This window comes from Clostridium neonatale (assembly GCF_900465025.1).
In the GTDB taxonomy this organism is placed as follows: Bacteria; Bacillota; Clostridia; order Clostridiales; family Clostridiaceae; genus Clostridium; species Clostridium neonatale.
The window spans coordinates 1,652,762-1,679,032 of the sequence record NZ_UICR01000001.1; the positions used below are offsets into that span (position 1 = coordinate 1,652,762).

The window sequence follows — 26,271 nt, forward strand, 5'->3', positions numbered from 1 at the left end:
TTGAAAGGGAGATGTAAATCATGAATTATGATGTAATAATAGTAGGTGCGGGCCCAGCTGGGATATTTACTGCTTATGAACTTAAAAACCAAAAACCAAATTATAACATTCTATTAATAGAAGAGGGAAGAAGTATAGATAAAAGACAGTGTCCAAAGGCTAAATTAAAAAAATGTGTATCTTGTAAGCCATACTGTCATATTACTTCTGGTTTTTCAGGTGCAGGAGCATTTTCAGATGGAAAATTATCTTTAAGTTATGAAGTAGGAGGAGATTTGCCAGAGCTTATTGGAGCAGATGTTGCACAGGAATATATAGATTATACAGATTCAATATACTTGAGTTTTGGCGCAGATACACATGTAGAAGGTGTAGGCAATGATGAAGCAGTTAAAGAAATAAGAAAAAAAGCGATACAAGCAGGTTTAAAGCTAGTTGATTGTCCTATTAGACATTTAGGTACAGAAAAGGCTCATGAAATATATTTGAAAATTCAAGAATATCTTATAGAAGAAGGTATTGAAATTAAATTTGATACTGTTGTGAAAGATCTTATAATAAAAGATAATTTGATTAACGGTGTACTTATAAGTGATTCATTAACTAAGACAAAAGATCAAAGAATATTATGTAATAAGGTAGTTGTTGCGGCAGGAAGAAAAGGTGCAGACTGGCTTAAAGATATGTGTGTAGATCACAATATTGAACATTGTGCAGGAACAGTTGATATTGGAGTTAGAGTAGAGCTTAGAAATGAAATTATGGAAAGTATAAATGATGTTCTTTATGAATCAAAGCTTATTGGGTATCCAGCTCCATTTAAAAATAAAGTAAGAACTTTCTGTCAAAATCCGGGTGGATTTGTTAGTCAGGAAAACTATGATAATGATCTTGCTATAGTTAATGGTCATTCATATAAGGATAAAAAGTCAAATAACACAAACCTTGCAATTTTGAGTTCACATAATTTTTCAAAGCCATTCAATGAACCCATTGAATATGGCAAAAAAGTTGCAGAACTTGTTAATATGCTTGGAAATGGCAGCATTTTAGTTCAAAGATATGGAGATATTTTAGATGGTAAGAGAACTTGGGAAAAAGAACTTTCTCAATCAAATGTAAGACATACTCTTCCAGATGCAGTTGCAGGTGATTTAACTTCTGCAATTCCATACAGAACAATGACAAATATACTTAATTTTATTCAGGCAATGGATACAGTAGTTCCAGGATTTGCAAGTCCAGAGACTTTACTTTATGGACCAGAAATAAAATTCTACAGTAATAAAATAGTCATCGATAAAGATTTTGAGACAAATATTAAAGGTCTCTATTGTTTAGGTGATTCAAGCGGCTGGACAAGAGGATTAATGATGGCCTCAGCAATGGGGGTTATGATGGGAAGAAAATTATAGCATGAAGATAACTTGAATTAAAATGATTACTATAATTATAAAATAAATAATATATAAAAAACTATATATTTAAATTAATAAGACAGATGGAAGTTATCATATTTCCATCTGTCTTATTAATTTAAATTATATAACTATTTTTAATTAATTTACATATTATGAATAATGATGAGAAACTTTCAATATAAAATAATGTATATGTAAATTAAGGGGGGAACAGAGATGGAAGTTGCAAATTATATAGTACAGAATGCTTTAATTTTAATACCAGCCCTATATATTTTAGGAATGATATTAAAGAGCACTCAAAAGATATCAGATAAATATATTCCTATTACTTTATTAATATTTGGAGTTGCTGGAGCTATTGGAATTTTAGGAGTTTCAGTTGATTCAATTATTCAAGGAATATTAGTTACAGGCGCAACAGTTTACACTAATCAGTTAATAAAGCAAAGTGAAAAGAAAGAATAAAAAATATATCTAGTAGAGGATAAATCCTCTACTTTTTGTTATTCTTATTGTATTCTATATAATTTGGAATTTAGAAATTAATATACAATAGCTTTGATGATTTTTTATAATATACATTACTATATAGCAGGTGGTATAATTTATAATTGAAGTAAATAAATTGATGGGGTAGAATTATGAAAAAATTTTATACTTATATATTGATAATTACATTATGCTTTTCAAGTATAGGATGTAGTAAAGAAGAAAAGAAAGAAAATGAAAACAACAATAAAGCTGTAGTTGAAGAAAAGGATGAGAAAGAAATTAATAGTGGAGTAAGTGAAGAGAAAAAAATAGATTATTCAGCATATACTGGACACTGGGTTAATGAAAAACTTTTGATTCAAGATTTTAAATATGGTACAACTGTTGACCTTGATGTTGATGAGAAAGGGTATGTCAATGGAAGTGTATATTCAGCAACAGAAAATTTAGCACATATTGCACAAGTAGATATAAATGGGCAAATAGAAAATAATAAATTATCTTATGATTTTGATGAAGATGGCTGGGAACATAGTGGTAATATAGAAATAGAATTTAAAGAAAACTCTATAGTTTTAAATATTAAATATAATGAAAAGAGCAGTGAAAATAATCTTTGGGGAATTGGTGAAGGTGCATTTCCATTAATTAATGACACAACACTTGTCAAAAGAACTTTAAATGATATCAAAGATGGTGGTTTTGTGGCTCAAGAAAATCAATCTTTTGATACAAAAATTGATAACTATGGTGATATAAAATTTATTTCTGGGTTAAAAAGAGAAGATGGAAATGATATTGCTGTTTTTTATATAGCAGATAGAAATAATAATATATTATATAAGCTACCAGCATTCTATGGAAATAATAAAGGTAGATTTGAAGAAGTTAACTGTGTAGCTTTTATGGATTTTAATGGAGATAATTTGAAAGATATATTAATAATAGGTAAGTTCTTAAGTAATGAAGACTTTTCTAAAGAAATACATGTGGCCAGTATATATTTTCAAGAGGGCAAAGAATTCAAAAATAATGAATCTTTAGATAATGAAATAAATAATTCTGGACATAATGAAAATATGGAAAGTGTGGTTGAGTTTATGAAAAACTCATAAATACTATGAAGGGATGAAAAAAATGAATTTATCTGATATGTATAGTATTAATCCAAGGCTGGTTGTTAGAAATTGCACAGATGAAATTTTGACTAATTTAAAATTTTCTTATACTGGAATAGAAAAGAGTCCTTTAAAGATTTCTAAGATTTATCCAGGAAAACAAGAAACTAAAGTTCTTGTAGCAGATAATTTAAATAAGCAAACTGATTTAATACTCTCTTATGAAGATACAGAAGATATGGTTGTATATGATAAACTTATAAGAAATACTAATAAGACAATAATATTAAATTTATATAAAGAGAATGGAAAGCTAGTTGTAAAAACAAAGATAGAAGACATAAAGGTTAAACTAACAGAATTTGGAAGCTTGATAGGAAAATTTTACAATATTATAATTGCAATACTTATTATTTTATCTGCAATTATATTTATAATTCAAAAACTCACATAAAAAGAATGTTTTATTCTATTGAATAAAACACAGTTGTAATCTATAATTTTAAATAATGATTTCAAGGTTTTAATTATTTTATGTAATTAAATTAAAAGGGAAAGCAGTGAAAAGCTGCTACAGCCCCCGCTACTGTAATGGAGGACTTAAGATCTAGTAAACCACTGAGATTTATATCTTGGGAAGGTAGAACTTTAAGGAAGATACCAAAGTCAGGAGACCTGCCTTGGAAAGAATTACTATTGCTTTCGGTGGGAAGGATAATAGCAACGTAAGAGTAAATTATATATATTCTTGTTTTGTTATATTATCCCTTATTATCTTTGAATAGGTAATTTGGGGTTTTTTACTTAGCGTATTATATAAGAACTATCCTAAAGATGCAGAAAAGTTTAAAAAATAAGCATCTTGTTAATATATAAATGCTTGCTTCAACCGACAAGTTATTTTATTTGGAGGAGAAAGAATGAAAAAGGCAATTTTAGTTGTAAGTTTTGGAACAAGTCATATGGATGCTTTAAAAAATTCCATTGAAAAGATTGAAAATAAAATAAAGGAAGAATTTAAAGAATATGATGTTTATAGAGCATTTACAGCTCACATGATAATAAAGAAAATAAAAAATAGAGATGGCATTAATATTCCTACGCCAGAAGAAGCTTTAGAGGAGTTAAGAGAAAAGGGATATGAAGAAGTCCTTGTTCAACCACTTCATATAATACCAGGAGAAGAATTTGATTATATAAAAGGTATAGTAAAAATACATAAGGATGATTTTAAAAGTATTAAGATTGGACGTCCAATTTTCTATTATCAAGGTATGGAAGGACTTCCTAAGGATTATTCTTTGTTTATTGAAAGTATAAAAGAAGTCTTAGAAAATGAAGAAAGTGTAGTACTATTTGGCCACGGAACTGCACATTATGGTAATGCAGTATATGGAATGCTGCAGACAGTTTTAGTGGATGAAGATTATGATAATGTATTTGTTGCAACAGTTGAAGGTTATCCAAGTATAGAAAGCTGCATTAAAAGAATGAAAAAGAAAAATATAAAGAAAACTAAGCTAGTACCATTATTATTAGTAGCAGGAGATCATGCTAAAAATGATATGGCATCAGATGAAGATGATTCATTAAAAAGCATGTTAGAAAGAGAAGGAATAGAAGTACGCTTACATATGCATGGACTAGGTGAATTTGATAAATTTGGACATCTATACATAAATAGAATTCATGATTTAATTGAAGAGAGATATTTAGATGCAGGAAAGACAAAAAAGCTTAGAAAAAGAAAATAGGTTGTTATAGGTTAAGTTTTCTTAAGTATGAAAATAATTAATATATATAACTTATTTGTAATAATTAAAAATAAGGAGTTTATAACATGAAGTCTATAATAATAGCCTCTAGTCATAGTGGTGGTGGTAAAACCACATTTACTTTAGGTCTTATGAAAGCTCTTAAGGATAGAAATTTAGACGTTCAAGGATATAAAGTAGGCCCAGATTATATAGACCCGGCTTTTCATAAAGAAGTTACAGGTAAGGCCTCAAGAAATCTAGATGTATATTTAATGGGAGAAGAAGGTTTAAAGTATAATTACTCAAAAGGGTGCGGAGATGTTGGAATACTTGAAGGAGTAATGGGCTTATATGATGGTATTGGTGTTTCATATGAGGCATCAACATATGATGTTTCAAGAATCCTTGATAATATGCCAATAGTTTTAGTAATGTCTCCAAAGGGGCAAAGTACAACTTTATGTGCTGAGATAAATGGATTAAAAAGCTTTAAGAATGCTAATATAGTAGGTGTTATTTTAAATTCTGTTAGTGAAAAATACTATAAATTATTAAAGTATTCAATAGAAAGCAACTGTGATGTCAAAGTACTTGGATATGTCCCAAAGGAAGAAAAAGTATCTTTAAGCAGCAGACATCTAGGCCTTGTTCAAAGTATGGAAGTTTTAGATCTTAAAGAAAAGCTAGACATATGTGCAGATTTAATTAAAAAGCATGTTGATATAGATGGAATATTAGATTTAATGGAAGCATTTAAAGATAATAATGAAAATATATGTGGTAAAAGCATAAAAGAATTAAAAAGAAAACATATAAGAATTGGAGTTGCTTTAGATAAAGCATTCAGTTTTTATTATAAGAATAACATAGAGCTTTTAGAAGAAGTTGGTGACGTTGTTTACTTTAGTCCAATAAATGATGAAAAGCTTCCAAAAAACTTGGACTTTTTATATATCGGAGGAGGTTATCCAGAAGTATTTAAAGAAGAACTTGAAAGTAATGTTTCAATGAGGAATAGTATAAAAGAAGCTTTGGATAATGGTCTTAGGTGCTATGCTGAGTGTGGTGGACTTATGTACTTAACAGATGAAATTGATGGATGTAAAATGGTAGGCTTTTTAGAGGGAAAAAGCTTTATGACTAAAAGACTTACACGTTTTGGTTATTGCACAGTTAATATAAAAAATGAATATTTTACTAATAATATAAAAATAAATGCACATGAATTTCATAAGTCTGATGTTGAATTAAATGAAGAACCTATCTATGAAGTGGAAAAAACTCAATATGATGGGGAAGTTTTAAAATGGAAGTGTGGCTATTTAAAAAAGAATACTTTAGCTGGATATGCACATATTAATTTTCTTGGAAATTTAGATTTTTTTAAGGAATTGATGAAATAAGAATATAAATTTATAAGGAAACATCTTCATCATTAGATGAAGATGGGCTATACTGCTAAGTTCGTACCTCACTAAGCATTATATGCCTAAGGAAACATCTTCATCGCTAGATGAAGATTGGCTATACTGCTAGGCTAGTACCTCACCAAGCATTACATACCATAAAAATAATTGAATTAAGAAGGAATTTTAAGATATGAGTTATTTAAAAAATCCTATGGGAATAGAAGAAAGAAGTTTTGAAATAATTGGCGAAGAAATGGGAACTCATTCATTTAATGATGAGGAGCTTATGATAGTTAAAAGAACTATACATACAACAGCTGATTTTGAATATAAAGAGTTAGTTGATATAAGTAAAGATGCAATAGAAACTGCAAAAGAATTATTTAAAAAAGGTGCTACAATATATACAGATACTAATATGGCTCTTAATGGAATAAATAAAATGGCTTTAGCTAAAACAAACAGCAAGGTTATCTGTTATGTAAATGAAGAAGTAGTTCATAAGGAAGCTAAAGAAAAAGGCATTACAAGAAGTATGGCGGCTGTAGAAAAAGCCTGCAGTGACAATGTAGATATATTTGTTTTTGGAAATGCACCAACAGCACTTTTTAGACTTAAAGAATTAATAAAAGAAGGAAAAGCAAATCCAAAGCTTATAATAGCTGTACCAGTTGGGTTTGTAGGTGCAGCAGAAAGTAAAGAAAACATGGATGAGCTTAGCATTCCATATATAAGAGTAAAAGGGAGAAAAGGTGGAAGCACTGTAGCAGCAGCAATTGTTAATGCACTTATGTATATGGTGGTTGAGCGAAATTAATATTAAAAAATGTTTGCACAAATATTTAAAGAATGATAAAATGCACAGAATTTAAGAATTTAAGAATTTAAGAATTTAAGAATTTAAGAATTTAAGAATTTAAGAATTTAAGAATTTAAGAATTTGCTTATTTTATGGGGATTAGAAGGAATTATTTAAGGAAACATCTTCATCGGTAGATGAAGATGGGCTATAATGCTAGGCTTGTACCTCACCAAGCATTATATGCCTTTGAACTTACATAGAGTGCACTCCTATGAACGAATGTGAATAGTGAGTTTCCTTTAAAAAGTGAATAGTTAGAAATAATTTCAGTAATATAATGAAAAAACTAAAAAAGTTCAGGAGGTGATATTTTGTTTGAGATGTATGTAGAAAGTGATGGGAAAAAATTAAGATGTGGCTATACTACAGGATCTTGTAGTGCAGGAGCTGCAAAAGCTGCAACAATAATGCTTTTTAATAAAGAAAAAGAGATTTCAGAAATAGAAATATTATCTCCTAAAAATATAAAAATAAATATGCCTATCGAAAAAATTGAAAAAGGTGAAGACTATGTTGAATGTACAATATTAAAATTCAGTGGTGATGATCCTGATATTACAAATGGAATAGAAATAAGGGCAAAAGTAAGAAAGATAAGTGATGAAGAAGAAACTAAGAATTTATCTGAAGAATTCAATGAAATTGAAGATGTGGAAGTAGTTGTTTTGAAAGGTGGGATAGGTGTTGGAACTGTAACAAAAGAAGGTTTGTTTGTTAAAAAAGGAGAGCCGGCAATAAATCCTGTGCCAAGGAAAATGATAAAGCAGGAAGTAATGAGTGCTCTTAAGAATGGACAGAGAGTTGAGGTTACAATATCTGTGCCGCAAGGTGAAGAAATAGCAAAGAAAACTTTTAATCCAAGGCTTGGGATCCAAGGTGGAATATCAATACTTGGAACAAGTGGAATAGTTTATCCAATGTCAGAAGATGCACTTAAAGCTTCTATAAAATTAGAAATTACACAAAAGGCATTAAACAATGAAAGATTAGTTTTAACTTTTGGAAATTTAGGCGAGAATTATTGTAAGAAGCTAGGGTTTAATAGTAGTGAAATAGTAATCTGCTCTAATTATATAGGATTTGCATTAGATATATGTGTTTCATACAAAATAAAATCTGTTGTTGTAGTAGGGCATATAGGAAAAATGAGCAAGATAGCTTATGGTTGCTTTAATACTCACAGTAGAATTAATGGGGTAAGATTAGAAGTATTTGCACTTGAACTTGCTCTTCTTGGATATGATATTTCACTTGTTAATGAAGTCTTAAATCAAAAGACAACAGAAGGGGCAGTAAAGTTACTTGGTGATGGCTATGATGAATTATATAAAAATATAGGCACTAAGATTTTAAATAAAATTAAAGAGTATGTTTATAATGAAATGGATGTGGAAGTTGTTACTTATTATGGTGCAAGTAATCCGATTTTACTTTGGAAATCCTTTGATGATTAATGAAATTTTAAGTTGTGAATTGCTCTACTGGGTACCCTAAAGGGCATAAATCGAGTAATGGATGGTGATAAATTGATTTATATTGTAGGTCTTGGACCAGGTAATACAGATTATATATTAAAAAGAGCAACAGACATATTAAAAGAAGCAGATTATATTTTGGGATTTGAAAGAGCACTTAAATCACTTGATTTTATATATGGAGAAAAAGTATATATGAAAAAATTAAGTGATTTAGATAAGTTTATAATAGATAAAAGTGAGTATGAGAATAAAATCATATGTATAGTAGCATCAGGTGATCCGACATTTTATGGAATAACTAATTATATAAAAAATAAAACAACTATGGAATTTGAAATAATACCAGGAATAAGTTCATTTCAATACTTAACTTCAAAAGTTAAACTTCCTTGGAATAATGCTGTTTTAGGCAGTTTACATGGAAGAAAAGATGAGTTTTTAAAAAAAGTTAATGAAAATAATATGACAATTTGGCTTACAGATAAGGAAAACAATCCATGTGAGTTATGTAAAATACTACACAAAAACAATGTAGACTGCACTGTGATAATAGGTGAAAATTTATCATATGATGATGAGGTTATAAGTATAGGAAAACCGAAAGAGTTCATAAATGGAAATTTTGAACCTTTAAATATATTTATTGTTATACAAGAATAAAGACATATTATGGAGGATAATAATGAAGTTTATAAAAGATGAGGAATTCATCAGAGGAAAGTGTCCAATGACAAAAGAAGAAATAAGAATGCTTTCTATAGGAAAAATGAATATAAGTGAAGATTCTTTAGTATTAGACGTTGGATGTGGTACAGGAAGTATAACAGTTCAAGCTGCATTAATAGCTAAGAAGGGGAAAGTTATAGCAATTGAAAAAGAAGATGAAGCTTTTGAAATTACTCAAAAGAACATTGAAAAGTTTAATTGTGATAATGTAGAAATTATTAAAAAAGAAGGAAGCAGTTGCTTAGATGAACTTTTAGATAACAATATTAAGTTTGATTCTATATTTGTAGGGGGAAGTAGTGGTCATTTAGAAGAAATACTTTTAAAGTGTAATGCGGCTTTAAAAAATGATGGTGTTATTGTTATGAATTTTATAACTTTGGATAATGCTTATAAAGGAATAGAAATAATGAAAAATTTAGACTACAAGGTAGATGTATCATTGGTAAGCATAAGTAAGAATCGTGGGAATAGTCTAATGATGATGGCTCTTAACCCTATATATGTTATACAATGTTTTAAGTCAGTTAAGGATTAAGAGTTAGAAGTTAACATGAATAATAGATATTTAGGATAAATAAAAGAATAATGTTATATTCTAATAAGATTGAAAGAAAAGTTTATTACTAAAATATATAGAAGAATATAACGTGGTTTAGTGAGGAGAGAAATTAGAAAATGGCAACTTTATATGGAATAGGTGTAGGACCAGGTGATAAAGAATTACTAACAGTTAAGGCGGTAAGAATAATTCAAAGCTGTGATGTAATTGTTGCCCCAAGTGCTACTTATGGTGGAGAAAGTATAGCACTTGAGACGGCTAGAGAATATATAAGAGAAGATTCAGAAATAGTAATAAAACATTTTCCAATGGGAAAGAAAGATAGAGTACTAAAAGCTTTGGAAGCTTATGAGTTTATAGAATCAAAGCTTAGAGAAGGAAAGAATGTTGCATTCTTAACAATAGGCGATCCATATGTTTATAGCACATATAGTCATATGTTAAAACATATGAGAGATGATGGATTTCAAGTAGAAACAATACCGGGAATAACTTCATTTTGTGCAGCAGCAAGTTTAGTTGACAGAACATTAGTTGTTGGAAATGAAAATCTTGTGGTTATGCCAGCTACAAAAGTAAAAGAAATTACTGATGAAAAGTTCATAGTTGTAATGAAGGTTTACAAACATGAAGAAGAAGTTTTAAATACTTTAGAAGAAAAAGGTTTTGATTATATATATGCAAGCAGAGTTGGACGTGAAGGTCAGATAGTACTTACTGATAGAGAAGAAATACTTAAAGTAAGAGATTATATGTCTTTAATAATAGCAAGCAGAAGTTAGGCAATTAACAATTCACGGTTGACAATGCACAATTAAGGAGGAAATTCCTTACAGGAATTTCTGAAAATAATATAATTTATAGAAAGGCGCGCCTTTCGTCATGAATTGTGCATTGTGAATTCTAAATTGATTAAAATTGTGAACTGTGAATAGTGAATTGATTAAAATTGTGAATTTTGAATCGTGAATAGTGAATTGAAAAAAGGGGTGTTAATTATGATTTATTTTATAGGTGCAGGTCCAGGAGCGGCAGATTTAATTACTGTAAGAGGTAGAGATTTACTTGAAAGAGCTGATGTCGTAATATATGCAGGGTCGCTTGTTTCTAAAGATCATTTAGAATATTGTAGACCGGATGCTCAAATTTATAATTCAGCGCATATGACACTTGAAGATGTCATGGAAATAATGACTATGGAAGAACGTATGGGAAAATTAGTTGTAAGATTACATACTGGTGATCCATCTATATATGGCGCAATAAGAGAGCAAATGGTAGAGCTTGATAGGGTTAGTATTCCTTATGAAGTAGTTCCAGGAGTAAGTTCATTTACAGGTGCAGCCGCTGCAATAAATAGAGAATTTACGCTGCCAGGAGTTACTCAGACGGTAATATTAACAAGAGTAGAAGGAAGAACTCCAGTACCAAAAACAGAAGATTTAGAAATATTAGCTTCTGTGGGTGCATCAATGGCTATATTTTTATCAATTTCAATGATTGATAAAGTGGTTGATAAGCTTAAAAAAGGATATAAGAGAAACGACGTACCAATAGCAGTCGTAGAAAGAGCCACATGGCCAGATGAAAGAATAATAATAGGAACTTTAGAGAATATTGCTGATAAAGTTAAAGAAGCAAATATAACTAAATGTGCTCAAATATTAGTTGGAGATTTTATTGATAGTGATTTTGAAAAGAGTCTTTTATATGATAAGAGTTTTTCTCATATGTTTAGAGAAGGACAAAAAGATATGAACGACTAATAATTACAATCATAAAAGTTTTAATTAAAAAGTTAAATTGAAATTAATACAAGATAATTTCCTGGGAAATGTGGTGAAAGAAAATGTTGTTAAGTGATGAAAAAGAAAGTATAAGTATAATTTGTCCATCACCTAAAGGCCTAAATTTAGGAATAAAGCTTCAAAATGAACTGGCTTGCACTCTTTATATTAAAGATGCATCAGATGGATATATTAGTGATTTCTTAGGAAATAAGAATGAGAAAATAAAAGTATATGGAAAAGAATTTAACTTGAGTAAGGTTACAAAAGAAGCTTTTGATACCTCGTCTAAGATTATATTCATATCCTCAACAGGCATTGCAGTAAGAGCCATAGCACCACTTTTACAGGGAAAGGATAAAGATCCAGGTGTAGTTGTAGTAGATTTATCTTCAAAATATGCTGTAAGTCTTGTAAGCGGACATTTAGGTGGAGGAAATGAGATGACTTTAAAGGTTTCGGAAATATTAAATGCAGAGCCAGTTATAACAACAGCAACTGACACTATGGGAATAATAGGCCCTGATATTTTGGCTAAAAAATATGATTTGATAATAGATAATTTAAAAAGTGCGAAGTATATTGCAGCTTTATTAGTTGATAATAAGACTGTTGGAATTAAAGATGAATATAATTTAATAGAAATAAGTAAAGGATATGAAAGAATAGAGGAACTAAATGAAGATTCTATTTGGGTGACTAATAAAATTGCTTATTTAGAAAAAGAGAACTTAGATTATTCAAAGATATTAAAACTTATAAAAAAGGATTTAGTCCTAGGCATAGGATGCAGACGTAATACTCCTTATGAAAAAATAATAAAATTTATAGAAGATAGCTTAAAGAAATATAATTTTGATATAAAATCAGTGAAAGAAATTGTTTCTGTAGATGTTAAAAAAGATGAGCAGGGGATAATGGAAGCTGCTAAAAAGCTTAAATGTCCTTTTAGAACATTTGAAAGAGAAAAAATTAAAACTGTACAGGATAAATATGAAAGAAGTGAATTTGTATTAAAAACACTAGGGGTAACAGGGGTATGTGAGCCATGTGTTGATCTTGCAAGTGCTAAAGTAATAATAAGTAAAATTAAGCATGAAGGAATGACGTTGGCAATTGGAGTGGTGAATTAATGTTAGAGAGAAGAGTTATATTTCATATAGATGAAATGAATAAATGGAATATGGTTTTAAAAAATGCAGATAATTTATTAAATTCAGTAGATGGAGAAAATATAAAAATTGAAATTTTAGCTAATGGTGAAGCTGTACAATACTACGAGAAAAATATGGAAAAAAGATATGCTAATATGAAAGCATTACACCACAGAGGCGTTAAATTTGTAGCTTGTAATAATGCATTAATGAGTAATGGATTAGCAAAAGATAAACTAATTGAATTTGTAGAAGTTGTGCCAGCGGGCGTTTTAGAGCTTGTTGATAAACAACATGAAGGATATGCATATATAAAACCTTAAAAAGATTATGATTAAACAAATTTATATAGATAAAAAACATGATTATAGTGATTGGAGAATAGAATGGGAAAGTTAAGAGTGATTGGAATAGGACCAGGAAGTATAGAAAATATGACACTTAGGGCTTTAAAGGCCATTGAAGAAAGTGAAGTAATTGTTGGATATTCTAAATACATAGATATGATAAAAGAATTACTAGAAGGTAAAGAACTATACTCAACAGGAATGATGGGTGAAGAAGCTAGATGCAGACAGGCACTTGATATATCTAGAGAAAAAGATGTTGCAATAATAAGTACAGGTGATTCTGGAATTTATGGAATGGCAGGACTTATTTTAGAAATGAAAAGTGATGAAGAAGTAGAAATAATTCCTGGAATAACAGCATCAAGTTCAGCAGGTTCAGTAGTTGGAGCGCCACTTATGCATGATAACTGTAATATAAGTTTAAGCGATTTGATGACACCTTATGAAGATATAAAAAAGAGAGTAAAGTTAGCAGCAGAAGGTGATTTTATAATATCTTTATATAATCCAAGAAGTAAAGGCAGACCACATTATTTGAGGGAATGTATTGAAATAATAAGAAAATTTAGAAATGATGAAACTCCAGTTGCAGTTGTAAAGCATGCACTTAGAGATGGAGAAAGCATTACATTATCAACTCTTGGTAAGTTTAATGATGAAATAGTAGATATGATGTCTATAGTTACAATAGGTAATTCTAAGAGTTTCTATAAGGATGGAAAGTTTATAACACCAAGGGGCTATTCCGATAAAAAGAGAGATAAGAAATAATAGAAAGTATTAAATAGAGGAAAATAAAGTGATAGGATTCATTTTAGGAACATCAGAAGGTAAGAAGATATTATCATTAATAAATAAATATACAGATGAAATTGCAGTTAGTACAGCAACTTCTTATGGTGGGCAGTTACTTAAAGAATATAAGATTAAAGATTTGAATACAAAACCGCTAAATAAAGAAGAAATGAAATTGTGGATTCAAAATAATAAATTAAATATTTTAGTTGATGGATCTCATCCATATGCAGCTGAAGTAACTAAGAATGCAATTGAGTGCTCTAAAGAGCTTAACATTAAATATGTGAGATATGAAAGGTTAGGTGCTTTAGAGCAAATAAGTTGTGACAATATAATAAGAGTAAAAGACTATGATGAAGCTATAGAATATATAAAAACTTTAAATGGAAATGTATTAAATACTACAGGCGGAAATAATGTAACTAAATTTATAAATATAGATTTTAATTACAGAGTAATTCATAGGATTTTACCTTCACCGTCTGTTTTAAGCAAAATAGTTGATGCAGGAATAAAAATAATAGATATTATTGCAATTCAAGGACCAATAACATATGATCTCGAAAAAGCTTTTATTAAACAGTTTGATGTTAAGGCTATTTTAACTAAAGACAGTGGTGTTCAAGGGGGAGTACTTGATAAATTTAAAGCAGCAAGAGATAGTAATATAAAAATAATAGTAATTGAAAAAACTAAATTTGACTATGAGCTAGAATTTAATGATGAAGAAAGTTTGGTGGATTTTTTAGTGGTACATGAAAACTTTACGCAACGCTAAACCACATTTGGGAAAAAAGTATATTACATTTAATAAAATGTAAATTAAGTTAAAGTATCATAAAACCATCTTTTTAGGTAACTATCTAGATGGCTTCATATTTTAGGGGGCTTATGAAGTGGAAAATGAATTAATAAAATTAAAAGAAATAATAAATGAAATAGATGATGTAAATAAAGAGATCATTATTGAAGCTGAAAAAAGAATGATATCTCTAGCAAAGCCACCAAATAGCTTAGGAAAGTTAGAAGATATATCTATCAAATTAGCTGGAATAACTGGAAAAGTAAAAAATACAATAAATAAGAAGCTTGTTATAATAATGTGTTCTGATAATGGAGTTGTTGAAGAAGGAGTTGCTTCTTCACCACAATCTGTAACACTTGCACAGACAATAAATTTTACTAAAGGACTTACAGGAGTTGCAGTAATTGCAAAGGCTAATAATACAGATTTAAAGATATTAGATGTTGGAATAAACTGTGATTTCAGTCATTCTGAAGTTATAGATAGAAAAATAAGAAAATCTACTAGTAATATTGCAAAAGGCTCTGCTATGACTTATGAAGAAGCAGTTAAGGGAATTTTAATAGGAATTGAAGCTGTATGTGATGCTAAAAGTGAAGGCTATGAAATACTTGGAGTTGGTGAAATGGGAGTGGGAAATACAACAACAAGTAGCGCAGTTATATCAGCATTAACAGGCACAAGGGTAGAAGACGTAGTGGGCAGAGGTGCAGGCCTTACAGATGAAGGACTTAAAAAGAAGGTTAGTGTTGTTAAAAAAGCAATAGAAATAAATAGGCCTAATAAAGAAGATCCAATAGATGTTTTATCAAAATTAGGTGGATTTGATATTGCAGCAATGGCAGGAGTATTTTTAGGTGCAGCAAGATACAAAATACCAGTAGTAATTGATGGATTTATATCTGTTGTTGCAGCTCTAATAGCATACAGGCTTAATAACAAATGCCGTGATTATATGTTTACATCACATTGTTCAAAAGAAATAGGGTTTATTTTAGGTATGAAAGAACTAAACTTAAGTTCGATTCTAGATTTAAATATGGGACTTGGAGAAGGAAGTGGATGTCCTGTAGCATTTTCAGTAATTGATACAGCATGTGCAGTTATGAATAATATGGCTACATTTGCAGAAGCTGAAATAGATGATAGTTATTTAGATAAACTAAAAAAGAAAATATAGGCTTCAATTCAAATAGGTTTAATATAAACGTATTTGCTATTTTGAAATATAAAAAAGAGTATATAGCAAAATGATATACAAGAATGTACAAATACAATAAATATTTGTGAAAAAATAGGAGAATAATAGTTATTAATTGATTATATAGTAATGCGAAAGGAAAGTGTTTTTATGGAACTTGGACTTATTCATATATATTGTGGTGATGGAAAAGGAAAAACAACTGCATCAATGGGCCTTGCCGTGCGTGCAGCAGGAAGAGATAAAAAAGTATTATTAACTCAATTTTTAAAAGATAATGAAAGTGGAGAATTAAATTCTTTAGAAAAATTAGAAGATAATATATTTTTATTTAAAGGTGATCCAGTAAAAAAGTTTTTTAAATTTATGAGCCCAGAAGAGCAGGCAATAACTAAAAAGGAACATGAAGAGAGGTTTAAAAAGGTAACTGAAAAAGCAATAGATGAAAATTTTGATCTTCTTATAATGGATGAAATAATTGCATCAATAAATCTAGGTTTAATATCATTAGATGAAGTTGTGGAATTTCTAAAAAATAAGCCTAAAACTTTAGAAGTTGTATTAACAGGTAGGGGACCAGATGAAAAATTAGTTGAACTTGCAGATTATGTTTCAGAAATAAAAGCAGTTAAACATCCGTATGAAAGAGGAATATCATCAAGAATAGGAATAGAAAAATAATTAGTATTATATACTGAAAATATGAAGATAAAAATAATTGTAATAATAAAAGATAGGATTTGATTCATTATGAATTATTTAATCATTGGTGGTTCTAAAAGTGGAAAATCACACATAAGTGAACAAATAGCCTTAAGCTTAAATAAAGATAAGGCTGTATATATTGCAACTATGAAGCCATTTGACATAGAAGATGAAGAAAGAATAAAAAATCACATTAAGGCCAGAGAAGGTTTAAATTTTATAACAATAGAAAAGCAACTAAGCTTACATGAAATAGTAAATGAAATAAAAGAAAATGACACAGTTCTTTTAGATAGCATAACATCACTTTTAACTAATGAGATGTTTGCAGGAAATGAAATAGTAACAGATCCATCTATAAAGATCCTAACATCATTAGATCTTATTATGAATAAAGCAGAAAATACAATAATAGTATCAGATTTCATATTTAATGATTCTATGGAATATGATGATATAACAGAAATTTATAAAAAAGAACTGGGGATTATAAACAGGCACTTAGCGCGAATATGTGAAAATGTAATTGAATGTTCATTTGGAAATATAAAGTATCATAAAGGTGGGAATTAAATCTCACATATGCAGATTAATAAAGTCTTGTTAATGATAATAGATGTAATATATATAAATATTAATGGATTTTTCAAGAAGAAAGTATGGGGGAAATAATTTAATGAGAAAAATATACAATAGCTTTATAATGGCGTTAAGTATGTTTACAATAATACCTATGCCATATATTGAATGGGATGATGAAAGCAGCAAAAATATGATGAAATTTTATCCAGTTATCGGATTGATTGTAGGTGCCATATGGAGTCTCATTTATGCAATTTTAAGTATTATAAATTGTCCTATTATGATTAAAACTACAGTAATAATGATTATACCATTTATAATAACTGGTATGCTTCATTTAGATGGATATTGTGATGTATGTGATGCTATTCTTTCAAGACGTGAAAAAGAAGAAAAGCTTAGAATATTAAAAGATTCGCATATTGGAGCGTTTGCAGTAATAAGTCTTATAATATTATTCTTTTTGCAATTTTCAGGAGTATATTCGTTTTTAGAAAAAAATATTGACATTAGAGATATCATTTGTTTATTGATATTGATTCCAGTAATAAGCAGGAGTCTTGCAGGGTATTTTTTACTAAGCAAAATTACAATTAAGGAAAGTTCACTTGGGACATATTTTAAAAAAGGTACTAATAAAGTTGATATAATAATAATGATAGGTGTAATAATTTTAAGTACAATATGTATTTTCATAAATAGTGGATTAAAATATTCTATAATACCACTTACTATGACTGCTATAGTAACAGTAGGAGTTAGAAAATGTATTAAAGAATTTGGTGGGGTTTCTGGTGATGTGGCAGGCTTTGCTTTGATTATTGGCGAAGCTGCAGGTCTGATAACTTTAGGAATTATGTAATTTGGAGGTAATATGATTTTAATATTTGGAGGATCATATAATGGAAAACTTAATTTCTGCAAAGAAAAATATATGGTAAAAGATGATGAAATCTTTTTTTGTGGGAAAGATAATAAAGATAATATAGAAAAATTAAATTTTAACAAAAAAGTAATATGTGGTTTACATATTTTTGTGAAAGAATGTGTTAAAAATAATATTAGTGCATTAGATATAATAAAGAATAATGCAGATAATTTAAATGATAAGATAATTATTTGTGATGAAATAAATAGTGGTATTGTTCCAATGAAAAAAGAAGATAGAATGTGGCGAGAAGAATGTGGACAGTCACTTCAATTTTTAAGTAAACACTCTGAGGAAGTATACAGAGTATTTTTTGGAATACCAGAAAAGCTTAAATAGTATAACTTTTAAATTTTTCTTAAGGAGGATAATATGGGATACTGTGGTATTTACAAATTTTAATTAAAAAGAGAATAAGTAAGAAGTAAATAATGCGACAGTGCCATATAAGAAGTTTATGAAAAAGAAGATATATTTAATAAGGCATGGGAAAACGTATTGTAATGAAAAACAACTATATTGCGGCAAGACTGATATTGATTTAAGTGAATCTGGCAGAAAAGAGCTTGAATCAAGGGATATAAATATATATCCTAAATGTGATTTTTATTTTACAAGTGGACTTAAAAGAGCAAATTCAACTTTGGAGATTATCTGTCCAGATAAGAAGTATACAGTTATAAATGAATTTTCTGAATATAACTTTGGTGATTTTGAATTAAAATCTTATGAAGATTTAAAGGATTTGAAAGAATATCAAGATTGGATAATTGATGAAACTCAAAATGTATGTTGTCCAAATGGAGAGAGCAAACTTGAATTTAGAAATAGAATTGAAAAAGCTTTTGATAAGCTTATAAAATATATGTTTAAAGAAAATAAAGAGACAAGTTTAGGGGTCATTCATGGTGGAGCTATAGGCATAATTTTAGAAATCAAATACGATGACAGTAAAAAATTTTATGAGTGGCAGCCTAAAAATGGTTATGGTTATGAGATAATAGTAGATATCTTAGATAATAATGATTATAAGATATACTCCATAAGACCAATAGAATAGTATAAAAATACGGAGAAAAGAAATGATACAATTAACATTAGGATTTATTTTAGATTTATTTATAGGTGATCCAAACAATCCAGTTCATCCAGTAAGAATAATAGGAAAGATTTGCAGCAGCTTAGAAAATATATTTAGAAAGCTATTAAAAAGCAACTTAAAAACAGCTGGATTTATTGTATGGATAATTACAGTAGCAATTACATTCTTTACGACATATATGTTAGTATACATATTCAATAAGGTTAATATATACTTAGGCGTTATAATTGAGGGAATATTAATATATTTCTGCATATCAAGCAAGGGGTTGATAGTGGAAGGTTTTAAAGTTATAAATTATTTAATAAAAGATGATGTGGAAAAAGCAAGACATCAATTGTCATATATAGTAGGGCGTGATACAAAAAGTTTAGACAAAGAAGGAATAATAAGAGCTGTTATTGAAACAATAGCTGAAAATATGTCAGATGGAGTTATAGCACCACTATTTTATGCAGGAATATTTGGAGCACCACTTGCAATGGCGTATAAAGCTGTTAATACAATGGACTCAATGTTTGGATATAAAAATGATAAATACATGGACTTTGGATATTTTCCAGCTAAATTAGATGATGTATTTAATTATATACCAGCAAGACTTACAGGAATTTTAATTGTTATATCGGCATTTGTATTAAAATATAATTATAGAAATAGTTATAAAATCTATAAGAGAGATAGATATAATCATACAAGCCCTAATAGTGCACATCCAGAAGCAGCTATGGCAGGTGCCTTAGATATTCAGCTTGGTGGAGCAAACTATTATTTTGGAAAGCTTGTAGTTAAGCCAACGATTGGAGATAAAATAAAAGTAATTGAAATAGAAGATGTAAATCGTACAAAAAAAGTTCTTTATTTATCATCATTTATAGGATTTTTATTATCACTATTAATAAATTTTGTAGTACAATTTATTTTAAGATAGAGATGTGGAGGAAGTTGATGTGGCAAGTTTTGGTCATGGTGGAAATGCAAAAATCATAAGCAGAGAAAAGAACATAGATTTTAAAGAAATAATAGATTTTTCTGCAAATATAAATCCTCTTGGTATTCCAGATAGCGTACGAAGTGCAATAGTAGAAAATATAAGATTAATTGAAAAATATCCAGACATAAGTTACTTTGAATTAAAAGAATGCATAAGTAAGGTTGAAGATATAAGGAAAGAAAATATATTACTTGGAAATGGGGCATCAGAAGTTTTATTTTCTATAGTCAGAGCCATAAATCCAAATAAATCATTAATAATGGCGCCAACTTTCTCAGAATACGAAGAAGCTGTTAATTCAGTAGGAGGAAGTATAAGGTATTATTATTTAAAAGAAGAATACGCATTTAAGATACAAGATGACATTCTAGAATTTATAGATAATACACTAGATTTAATATTTATATGCAATCCTAATAATCCAACTGGAGTTTTAACAGATAAAGAACTGCTTTTTAAGATATTAATAAAAGCAAAAGAACATAATGTTAAGCTTTTAATAGATGAATCGTTTTTGGATTTTATAGAAGAAAAACTTACAATGATAAATTACATAAATGAATATGATAATTTAATAATAGTTAAGTCATTAACTAAATTTTTTGCACTTCCAGGATTAAGAATTGGTTATGCACTTACATCGAATAAAATGTTAAAAGAAAAGATATTTGAAGTATCTCCAGCGTGGAATATAAATATATTAGCTGAAATTGCTACAAAAAGTGCATTAATAGATACAAGATACATAAAGAATACAAAAGAATTTATAGATAAAGAAAAAGATTATTTATATGAAGAACTTACAAAAATAAAAAGATTAAAGGTATTTAAGCCAAGTGTTAATTTTATTTTTATAAAAGTAAAAGGAGATTTAGACCTCAAGGAAGAGCTATTAAAATTTAAAATATTAATTCGCAGCTGCAGTAATTATAATGGTCTTAATAATAAATATTACAGATTTGCAGTTAGAACACATGAAGAAAATATTAAGTTAATAGAAAGTTTACAGGAAATATTAACATAGCACCATTTTTATAAAAGTCAAGGGTTATTTTAATGTTAAATTTATATTATAGTAGAGGTATAAAGAGATGGAAAATAAGAAAGTGGTTATATCATTTAGTGGTGGAAAAGATAGTACATTATCATTGTATAGAATGATAAAACAAGGATATGAAATAATAGGTCTTTTAGTTACTTTTGATGAAAATAATAATTCATGCTTTCACAAAATACCAGAGAAAATTTTTGAATATATATCTAAATCACTACAAATAGATTTGTACAAAATTGAATGCAGTAATGAAAAGATTTACGAAAAAGAATTCGAAAAGACATTAAAGAAAGCAAAAAATAATGGTGCAGATATTTGTGTATTTGGTGATATAGATATAGAACACCATAAAAAATGGGGGATTGATAGATGCAAAAATGCAGAAGTTGAGGCGTATTTTCCTTTATGGCAGGAAGATAGAGAAAAATTAACCCATGAATTTATAGATTCTGGATTTAATGCCATAATCAAAAAAGTTGATTTAAAAAAACTTAGTGAAAATTATCTTGGAAAAACTTTAACTAATGATTTAGTTGATGATATAAAAAATCTAGGATGTGATCCATGTGGAGAAAACGGAGAATATCATACACTTGTTATCGATGGACCGATATTCAGTAAAAAAATAGAAATGAATATAATAGGTAAAGAAATAGTAGGTGAATATGGATATTTGATAGTATCATAGACTATATGATACTATCAAATATTTGTTACATACTGAAAGGAGTATATCATGAATAAAAAAAACATTATGTTTTTGGGTACAGCATCTTCGGTTGGGAAAAGTACTTTAGCAGCAGCGTTATGTAGATATTTAGTTAATGATGGTTTTAATGTATCTCCTTTTAAAGCGTTAAATATTTCATTAAATTCGTTTGTTACAAAAGAAAATTTGGAAATGGGAAGAGCGCAAGTGGTTCAAGCAGAAGCTTGTAAGATCGAGCCTAAGGCTATTATGAATCCAGTTTTATTAAAGCCAGGCGGAAATGTAACACAAGTTATAGTAGAAGGTAAGGTTTATAAAAATATTGAGCCATATAAATATAAAGAACTAAATGAAGAATTAAAAGTTAAAGTAAAGCAAGCTTATGATAAATTAAAAAGAAAACACGATATTATCGTTTTAGAAGGATCAGGAAGTTGTGCTGAGATTAATTTAAGAGATAGTGATATAGCTAATATGTATATGGCTAAAAGGGTTAATGCACCAGTAATTTTAGTTGCAGATATTGATAGAGGTGGAGTATTTGCTTCAATTGTTGGAACGCTTCAATTATTAAAACCTGATGAAAAAAAATTAGTTAAGGGTGTAATAATAAATAAATTCAGAGGTAATAAAGAGTTTTTTAAAGATGGAATAAAAGAGCTTGAAAGTATTATTAATATACCAGTAATTGGAGTTATGCCATATGAAATGTTTAATATTGAAGATGAAGATAGTGTAACAGAAAAAATTAAAAATGAAAAAAAAGAAGGCACTATTGATATTGCAATAATAAGACTTTCTCATATGTCTAATTTTACAGATTTTAATGTACTTGAAAACGTGGGATTTGTGAATGTAAGGTATGTTGATGATGTTAAAAAGTTAAAAAGCCCAGATCTAATAATAATTCCTGGAACTAAAAATACCATAGAAGATTTAAGACTTCTAAAAGAAAAGAATTTATTTGAAAAAATAAAGGAATTAAAAGAAAAAGGAACTCCTATTTTTGGAATATGTGGCGGATATCAAATGCTTGGTAAATTTATATTGGATAAATTGGGTGTTGAAGGAGAAATATGCGAAGAAGAAGGTTTTGGTTTTTTAGATATAAAGACAAGATTTAATGAGAGAAAGATAACAAAGCAAACAAATGCAAAAATAGTATGTGACTTAGAAAAAATAAAAGATATACGTGGAAAAGATGTTTCAGGGTATGAAATACACAATGGAATAAGTAAAATTGGAAAAAATACAATTCCATTTATAAAGGATGCAGATGAAAATATACTTGGAGTTTGTGATGAAAGTGGATTAGTTTCTGGAACATATCTTCATGGAATATTTGATTCAGAAGAATTTTTAAAAGCATTTATTAGCTCCTTAAGAGAAAATAGCAATATTCATAGTGATGATTATGAGGCTTGTGATAATATTATAATTGATAAAAAAGATAAAGAATATGACAGACTCGCTCAAGTTTTTAAAGATAATATCGATATAAATAAATTGAGAAAGATAATAGGGATATAAGGGAGTGATGTTTATGCTAACAGCTACCGAGGAAAGAAATCTTGAATATATAGAACAAAGAGCTAGGCATAATATAAGGGGAAAGAACTTTTTTACCACAACTGATGTATTAGAAGAAGCTTTTTGGATGAGCAAAGACAAAGCATATGAAGTATTAAAAAATATTTTAGGTAGAAAAACAATAAGAAATTCTCCAGATGCAATAGTTGATGAATATATTGACATGTTAAAAAAAGGGTATGCATCAATAGAAGAGCAGATAGACATTTTTGGTGGCGATAAAGCTTCTAGAGTAGAATCGACAGCAAGAATAAGATTTAAAAAATTTGCAGGTGGCACTTTTATAGATGCACTAAGAGAGGTCTATAATGTTGAAGAAGATGAGATTATGCCTCTTATAGGAAGATATTTAGGAAGCTTAGAATCACAAGTTTTTTCATATACAATAGACCAAGAATCATTTCAGAGATATCTTGAATCTAATGTTGAGGAATTAGATGCTCAGTTTAAAAGATTTATGGATTAGTTAAATTAAATATTATTTATTACTTCATAACAAAAGAGAGAGGAATATGAGTTTTTCCTCTCTCTTTTGTTATGAAGTAATAAATTCTTTATTTAATGTTAAAGCAAGAGTATAAGCGGAGTCGTAGTCAAATATATTAAGACATTCTTTAATTTTACTTAAAAGTTCTATTTGAATTTTTTTGAAATTATATCTTGATAATTCATCCAAACATTTAAAAGATTCATCTAAATCAAAATCATCAATAGAATTTATAAGAGACTTTATTAAATCTAGTACTTTGGTTTTATTAAATTTCTTTAAAACATTTAAATGTGGAATCTTTGAAGGAATGATAAAAGGTCTAATATTGCTTAAAAAAGCTTCATATTTCATAATAATATTCTCGTGATTTTTTATTACAAATTCTAAGTTACCGTTTAAGGCTTCTTCCTCATGTTGGCTTGCTAAATCAGATAAATTATAATCTCCAATAATGGCACAGACTGATTTTAAAGAGTGTACCTCAATCATATAATTTTTTATATCTCTATTCAAAGCATATTTTTTAATAAGTGAACATCTATTTATGCCATCATCATAAGCTACAGTTAAAAGTGACAAATATTTATTAATATCATTTTCGAAGTAAATAAAAGCGTTTTTTAAATCAATATTAGGAATATTTAAGTCATAAGATTTAGTTATTTCTTTATTAAATATATTACAATCTTCTATAACACTTCTAGGAAGATAAGTCTTTAACACACAGCTTAAAATCTTATTGTTAATTGGTTTCTTTATAAAATCATTAAAGCCATTTTTAATATAATTTGAAAGTATATTTGGAGAATCATTACAAGTTAGGGCTATAAGTGTTAAGTTTTTATAATAGTCATCAGGAATGTTTCTAATATTATTGGCTGTTGATATTCCGTCTATATCAGGCATTATATGATCTAGAAAAATTATATCAAATTTTTCTTTCTTAATAAGTTCTAAACATTCAAAACCATTTTTTGCAATTGAAATATTCATTTTATATTTCTGAAAAAGTTCTTTTTCAAAATTCAGTGTGACCATATTATCATCAACTATTAAAACCTTTGCTTTTGGGGCAATAAAATTATACATTATATTTTGCCTCCTATTCTTGAGTATATATTTTATATACTTGCTCAAATTTAGGATGTATACTTTTAAAAACTCCAACAATATTAGGGTCAAAATGAGTACAACTTGATTCTATAATTATTTCTGCAGCTTTAGAATGAGAAAGAGCTTGTTTATAAGGACGTTTAGAAGTTAAAGCATCATATACATCAGCAATAGCCATAATCCTTGCAGATAAAGGGATGTTTGTACCAGAGAGCCCATATGGATATCCGGTGCCATTCCATTTCTCATGATGTGAAAGTGCCATATCTTTTGCTATGTATAGGAAGCTTTCCCCATCAGTAGCATCAATAAGCTTTTGAAGAGCTCTTCCACCTAAGATGGTATGCTGCTTCATATATTCACGCTCATTATCATCAAATGTGCCATTTTTCAATAATATATTATCTGAAATTCCTATTTTACCTATATCATGAAGAGGAGCAGATCTAATCATATTATTAATATATTCATCAGTCAAAATATCTGTATATAATTTATTCATGCAGACTGCTTCTACTAAAATCTGTAGATATTTTGCAGTTCTATTTATATGACCGCCAGTTTCTCCGTCTCTGCATTCAACAAGTTCAGCAAGTCCTATAACCATAGTATCCTGTAGATTTTCAATGGTAGCCGTCTTTTCTGAGACTAATGATTCAAGTTCATTTCTATAGCTTGCAAGTTCTAATTGAGTATTAATTCTGCTTATCATAATTTCAGGGATAAAAGGCTTGAATATAAAATCAACAGCTCCTAGTTTCAGAGCTTTAAGTTCACTCTTAACATCATTTTGGACAGTCAGAAAGATTACAGGAACATTTTTGAATTTATCTATAGATTTAATTGTACCAAATACTTCGAATCCATCAACTCTAGGCATATTAATATCTAGTAATATTAAATCAGGAGTATGTGTTAGTAAAAATTTCATAGTTTGTACAGCTGACGTTAATAGTGTCACTTTAAAATGCGGTTTTAAGGATTGTTCAACAAATTTAAGATTTGTAATATCATCATCTACTACTAATATATGTTTCATAATTATTCCCCCCACAGTATACCATAATCATATAAATAAAAT

General features: G+C 28.5%; 29 protein-coding genes and 1 riboswitch. Of the genes, 27 read left to right on the forward strand and 2 right to left on the reverse strand.

Annotated features, from left to right (window positions below; all coding sequences use genetic code 11):
- Positions 1-20: 20 nt before the first annotated feature.
- From CNEONATNEC86_RS07570 to CNEONATNEC86_RS07700, 27 genes are all read left to right on the forward strand, one after another.
- Positions 21-1,415: an NAD(P)/FAD-dependent oxidoreductase gene (locus CNEONATNEC86_RS07570; protein WP_125148835.1), complete on the forward strand. Its 1,395-nt coding sequence runs from the start codon at positions 21-23 to the stop codon at positions 1,413-1,415.
- A gap of 222 nt (positions 1,416-1,637) precedes the next feature.
- Positions 1,638-1,889, forward strand: a complete 252-nt coding sequence (locus CNEONATNEC86_RS07575) for a phage holin family protein (RefSeq protein ID WP_058294642.1) — start codon at positions 1,638-1,640, stop codon at positions 1,887-1,889.
- A gap of 176 nt (positions 1,890-2,065) precedes the next feature.
- Positions 2,066-3,031 (forward strand): hypothetical protein, encoded by a 966-nt coding sequence (locus CNEONATNEC86_RS07580; protein WP_159135802.1) that lies wholly within the window; start codon positions 2,066-2,068, stop codon positions 3,029-3,031.
- Positions 3,032-3,053: 22 nt separating this feature from the next.
- The gene (locus CNEONATNEC86_RS07585; protein WP_159135803.1) at positions 3,054-3,488 is read left to right on the forward strand and encodes a hypothetical protein; all 435 of its coding nucleotides are present in this window, start codon (positions 3,054-3,056) and stop codon (positions 3,486-3,488) included.
- Between the two features lie 47 nt (positions 3,489-3,535).
- Positions 3,536-3,731, forward strand: a riboswitch (cobalamin riboswitch).
- 223 nt (positions 3,732-3,954) lie between these two features.
- The gene (locus CNEONATNEC86_RS07590) at positions 3,955-4,788 is read left to right on the forward strand and encodes a sirohydrochlorin cobaltochelatase (protein WP_058294645.1); all 834 of its coding nucleotides are present in this window, start codon (positions 3,955-3,957) and stop codon (positions 4,786-4,788) included.
- Positions 4,789-4,874: 86 nt separating this feature from the next.
- The gene (locus CNEONATNEC86_RS07595; protein ID WP_159135804.1) at positions 4,875-6,194 is read left to right on the forward strand and encodes a cobyrinic acid a,c-diamide synthase CobB; all 1,320 of its coding nucleotides are present in this window, start codon (positions 4,875-4,877) and stop codon (positions 6,192-6,194) included.
- Between the two features lie 196 nt (positions 6,195-6,390).
- Positions 6,391-7,017, forward strand: coding sequence for a precorrin-8X methylmutase (locus CNEONATNEC86_RS07600; RefSeq protein WP_159135805.1), 627 nt, complete (start codon positions 6,391-6,393; stop codon positions 7,015-7,017).
- A 356-nt stretch (positions 7,018-7,373) separates the two neighbouring features.
- Positions 7,374-8,516 carry a cobalt-precorrin-5B (C(1))-methyltransferase CbiD gene (gene cbiD, locus CNEONATNEC86_RS07605; protein WP_097919338.1) on the forward strand — a complete coding sequence of 381 codons (1,143 nt, stop codon included), beginning with the start codon at positions 7,374-7,376 and terminating at the stop codon, positions 8,514-8,516.
- A 72-nt stretch (positions 8,517-8,588) separates the two neighbouring features.
- Entirely contained in the window at positions 8,589-9,200 is a 612-nt protein-coding gene (cbiE, locus tag CNEONATNEC86_RS07610) for a precorrin-6y C5,15-methyltransferase (decarboxylating) subunit CbiE (RefSeq protein WP_058296881.1), read from the forward strand.
- A 22-nt stretch (positions 9,201-9,222) separates the two neighbouring features.
- Positions 9,223-9,804, forward strand: coding sequence for a precorrin-6Y C5,15-methyltransferase (decarboxylating) subunit CbiT (gene cbiT / locus CNEONATNEC86_RS07615; RefSeq protein ID WP_058294649.1), 582 nt, complete (start codon positions 9,223-9,225; stop codon positions 9,802-9,804).
- 140 nt (positions 9,805-9,944) lie between these two features.
- Positions 9,945-10,610 carry a cobalt-factor II C(20)-methyltransferase gene (locus tag CNEONATNEC86_RS07620; protein WP_058294650.1) on the forward strand — a complete coding sequence of 222 codons (666 nt, stop codon included), beginning with the start codon at positions 9,945-9,947 and terminating at the stop codon, positions 10,608-10,610.
- A 216-nt stretch (positions 10,611-10,826) separates the two neighbouring features.
- A complete protein-coding gene (cobM, locus tag CNEONATNEC86_RS07625) occupies positions 10,827-11,594 on the forward strand; it encodes a precorrin-4 C(11)-methyltransferase (RefSeq protein WP_058294651.1) in 768 nt (255 codons plus the stop codon).
- A gap of 83 nt (positions 11,595-11,677) precedes the next feature.
- A complete protein-coding gene (gene cbiG / locus CNEONATNEC86_RS07630; RefSeq protein WP_125148841.1) occupies positions 11,678-12,748 on the forward strand; it encodes a cobalt-precorrin 5A hydrolase in 1,071 nt (356 codons plus the stop codon).
- Entirely contained in the window at positions 12,748-13,092 is a 345-nt protein-coding gene (locus CNEONATNEC86_RS07635; RefSeq protein ID WP_125148842.1) for a DsrE family protein, read from the forward strand. The genes cbiG and CNEONATNEC86_RS07635 overlap by 1 nt, the downstream gene beginning before the upstream one ends.
- Before the next feature lie 63 nt (positions 13,093-13,155).
- On the forward strand, positions 13,156-13,890 hold the full coding sequence (gene cobJ / locus CNEONATNEC86_RS07640; protein WP_058294654.1) for a precorrin-3B C(17)-methyltransferase: 735 nt from the start codon (positions 13,156-13,158) through the stop codon (positions 13,888-13,890).
- Positions 13,891-13,918: 28 nt separating this feature from the next.
- A complete protein-coding gene (locus CNEONATNEC86_RS07645) occupies positions 13,919-14,695 on the forward strand; it encodes a cobalt-precorrin-6A reductase (RefSeq protein ID WP_125148843.1) in 777 nt (258 codons plus the stop codon).
- 148 nt (positions 14,696-14,843) lie between these two features.
- Positions 14,844-15,902, forward strand: coding sequence for a nicotinate-nucleotide--dimethylbenzimidazole phosphoribosyltransferase (gene cobT / locus CNEONATNEC86_RS07650; RefSeq protein WP_407712872.1), 1,059 nt, complete (start codon positions 14,844-14,846; stop codon positions 15,900-15,902).
- Between the two features lie 171 nt (positions 15,903-16,073).
- Positions 16,074-16,604 (forward strand): cob(I)yrinic acid a,c-diamide adenosyltransferase, encoded by a 531-nt coding sequence (locus CNEONATNEC86_RS07655; protein ID WP_125148949.1) that lies wholly within the window; start codon positions 16,074-16,076, stop codon positions 16,602-16,604.
- Between the two features lie 69 nt (positions 16,605-16,673).
- Positions 16,674-17,201 carry a bifunctional adenosylcobinamide kinase/adenosylcobinamide-phosphate guanylyltransferase gene (locus CNEONATNEC86_RS07660; protein ID WP_058294658.1) on the forward strand — a complete coding sequence of 176 codons (528 nt, stop codon included), beginning with the start codon at positions 16,674-16,676 and terminating at the stop codon, positions 17,199-17,201.
- A 103-nt stretch (positions 17,202-17,304) separates the two neighbouring features.
- On the forward strand, positions 17,305-18,072 hold the full coding sequence (locus CNEONATNEC86_RS07665; protein WP_159135807.1) for an adenosylcobinamide-GDP ribazoletransferase: 768 nt from the start codon (positions 17,305-17,307) through the stop codon (positions 18,070-18,072).
- 12 nt (positions 18,073-18,084) lie between these two features.
- Positions 18,085-18,477 (forward strand): bifunctional adenosylcobinamide kinase/adenosylcobinamide-phosphate guanylyltransferase, encoded by a 393-nt coding sequence (locus tag CNEONATNEC86_RS07670; protein ID WP_058294660.1) that lies wholly within the window; start codon positions 18,085-18,087, stop codon positions 18,475-18,477.
- A 118-nt stretch (positions 18,478-18,595) separates the two neighbouring features.
- Complete coding sequence (locus CNEONATNEC86_RS07675; protein WP_125148846.1) at positions 18,596-19,198, forward strand: histidine phosphatase family protein; 603 nt, start codon at positions 18,596-18,598, stop codon at positions 19,196-19,198.
- A gap of 22 nt (positions 19,199-19,220) precedes the next feature.
- Positions 19,221-20,171, forward strand: a complete 951-nt coding sequence (locus CNEONATNEC86_RS07680; RefSeq protein WP_125148847.1) for a cobalamin biosynthesis protein — start codon at positions 19,221-19,223, stop codon at positions 20,169-20,171.
- Between the two features lie 19 nt (positions 20,172-20,190).
- Positions 20,191-21,258 (forward strand): threonine-phosphate decarboxylase CobD, encoded by a 1,068-nt coding sequence (gene cobD, locus CNEONATNEC86_RS07685; protein WP_125148848.1) that lies wholly within the window; start codon positions 20,191-20,193, stop codon positions 21,256-21,258.
- 67 nt (positions 21,259-21,325) lie between these two features.
- Positions 21,326-21,976, forward strand: a complete 651-nt coding sequence (locus tag CNEONATNEC86_RS07690) for a Dph6-related ATP pyrophosphatase (RefSeq protein ID WP_058294664.1) — start codon at positions 21,326-21,328, stop codon at positions 21,974-21,976.
- Positions 21,977-22,024: 48 nt separating this feature from the next.
- Positions 22,025-23,527, forward strand: coding sequence for a cobyric acid synthase (locus tag CNEONATNEC86_RS07695; RefSeq protein WP_125148849.1), 1,503 nt, complete (start codon positions 22,025-22,027; stop codon positions 23,525-23,527).
- A 13-nt stretch (positions 23,528-23,540) separates the two neighbouring features.
- Complete coding sequence (locus CNEONATNEC86_RS07700; protein ID WP_058294666.1) at positions 23,541-24,053, forward strand: hypothetical protein; 513 nt, start codon at positions 23,541-23,543, stop codon at positions 24,051-24,053.
- Between the two features lie 69 nt (positions 24,054-24,122).
- Here the strand turns inward: CNEONATNEC86_RS07700 and CNEONATNEC86_RS07705 are convergent, their stop codons facing one another.
- Both CNEONATNEC86_RS07705 and CNEONATNEC86_RS07710 read right to left on the reverse strand, forming a co-directional pair.
- Complete coding sequence (locus tag CNEONATNEC86_RS07705; protein WP_125148850.1) at positions 24,123-25,166, reverse strand: response regulator; 1,044 nt, start codon at positions 25,164-25,166, stop codon at positions 24,123-24,125.
- Between the two features lie 13 nt (positions 25,167-25,179).
- Entirely contained in the window at positions 25,180-26,229 is a 1,050-nt protein-coding gene (locus tag CNEONATNEC86_RS07710; RefSeq protein ID WP_159135808.1) for an HD-GYP domain-containing protein, read from the reverse strand.
- Between the last annotated feature and the right edge of the window lie 42 nt (positions 26,230-26,271).

Coding starts and splice junctions, on each gene's coding strand:
- CNEONATNEC86_RS07695 (WP_125148849.1), top strand. CDS start 22,025: ATGAATAAAAAAAACATTATGTTTTTGGGTACAGCATCTTCGGTTGGG.
- CNEONATNEC86_RS07675 (WP_125148846.1), top strand. CDS start 18,596: ATGAAAAAGAAGATATATTTAATAAGGCATGGGAAAACGTATTGTAAT.
- CNEONATNEC86_RS07570 (WP_125148835.1), top strand. CDS start 21: ATGAATTATGATGTAATAATAGTAGGTGCGGGCCCAGCTGGGATATTT.
- cbiG (WP_125148841.1), top strand. CDS start 11,678: ATGTTGTTAAGTGATGAAAAAGAAAGTATAAGTATAATTTGTCCATCA.
- CNEONATNEC86_RS07600 (WP_159135805.1), top strand. CDS start 6,391: ATGAGTTATTTAAAAAATCCTATGGGAATAGAAGAAAGAAGTTTTGAA.
- CNEONATNEC86_RS07635 (WP_125148842.1), top strand. CDS start 12,748: ATGTTAGAGAGAAGAGTTATATTTCATATAGATGAAATGAATAAATGG.
- CNEONATNEC86_RS07660 (WP_058294658.1), top strand. CDS start 16,674: ATGAATTATTTAATCATTGGTGGTTCTAAAAGTGGAAAATCACACATA.
- CNEONATNEC86_RS07620 (WP_058294650.1), top strand. CDS start 9,945: ATGGCAACTTTATATGGAATAGGTGTAGGACCAGGTGATAAAGAATTA.
- CNEONATNEC86_RS07575 (WP_058294642.1), top strand. CDS start 1,638: ATGGAAGTTGCAAATTATATAGTACAGAATGCTTTAATTTTAATACCA.
- cobJ (WP_058294654.1), top strand. CDS start 13,156: ATGGGAAAGTTAAGAGTGATTGGAATAGGACCAGGAAGTATAGAAAAT.
- CNEONATNEC86_RS07670 (WP_058294660.1), top strand. CDS start 18,085: ATGATTTTAATATTTGGAGGATCATATAATGGAAAACTTAATTTCTGC.
- CNEONATNEC86_RS07690 (WP_058294664.1), top strand. CDS start 21,326: ATGGAAAATAAGAAAGTGGTTATATCATTTAGTGGTGGAAAAGATAGT.
- CNEONATNEC86_RS07655 (WP_125148949.1), top strand. CDS start 16,074: ATGGAACTTGGACTTATTCATATATATTGTGGTGATGGAAAAGGAAAA.
- CNEONATNEC86_RS07680 (WP_125148847.1), top strand. CDS start 19,221: ATGATACAATTAACATTAGGATTTATTTTAGATTTATTTATAGGTGAT.
- CNEONATNEC86_RS07710 (WP_159135808.1), bottom strand. CDS start 26,229: ATGAAACATATATTAGTAGTAGATGATGATATTACAAATCTTAAATTT.
- cbiT (WP_058294649.1), top strand. CDS start 9,223: ATGAAGTTTATAAAAGATGAGGAATTCATCAGAGGAAAGTGTCCAATG.
- CNEONATNEC86_RS07665 (WP_159135807.1), top strand. CDS start 17,305: ATGAGAAAAATATACAATAGCTTTATAATGGCGTTAAGTATGTTTACA.
- CNEONATNEC86_RS07595 (WP_159135804.1), top strand. CDS start 4,875: ATGAAGTCTATAATAATAGCCTCTAGTCATAGTGGTGGTGGTAAAACC.
- CNEONATNEC86_RS07700 (WP_058294666.1), top strand. CDS start 23,541: ATGCTAACAGCTACCGAGGAAAGAAATCTTGAATATATAGAACAAAGA.
- cobM (WP_058294651.1), top strand. CDS start 10,827: ATGATTTATTTTATAGGTGCAGGTCCAGGAGCGGCAGATTTAATTACT.
- CNEONATNEC86_RS07580 (WP_159135802.1), top strand. CDS start 2,066: ATGAAAAAATTTTATACTTATATATTGATAATTACATTATGCTTTTCA.
- CNEONATNEC86_RS07585 (WP_159135803.1), top strand. CDS start 3,054: ATGAATTTATCTGATATGTATAGTATTAATCCAAGGCTGGTTGTTAGA.
- CNEONATNEC86_RS07590 (WP_058294645.1), top strand. CDS start 3,955: ATGAAAAAGGCAATTTTAGTTGTAAGTTTTGGAACAAGTCATATGGAT.
- CNEONATNEC86_RS07705 (WP_125148850.1), bottom strand. CDS start 25,166: ATGTATAATTTTATTGCCCCAAAAGCAAAGGTTTTAATAGTTGATGAT.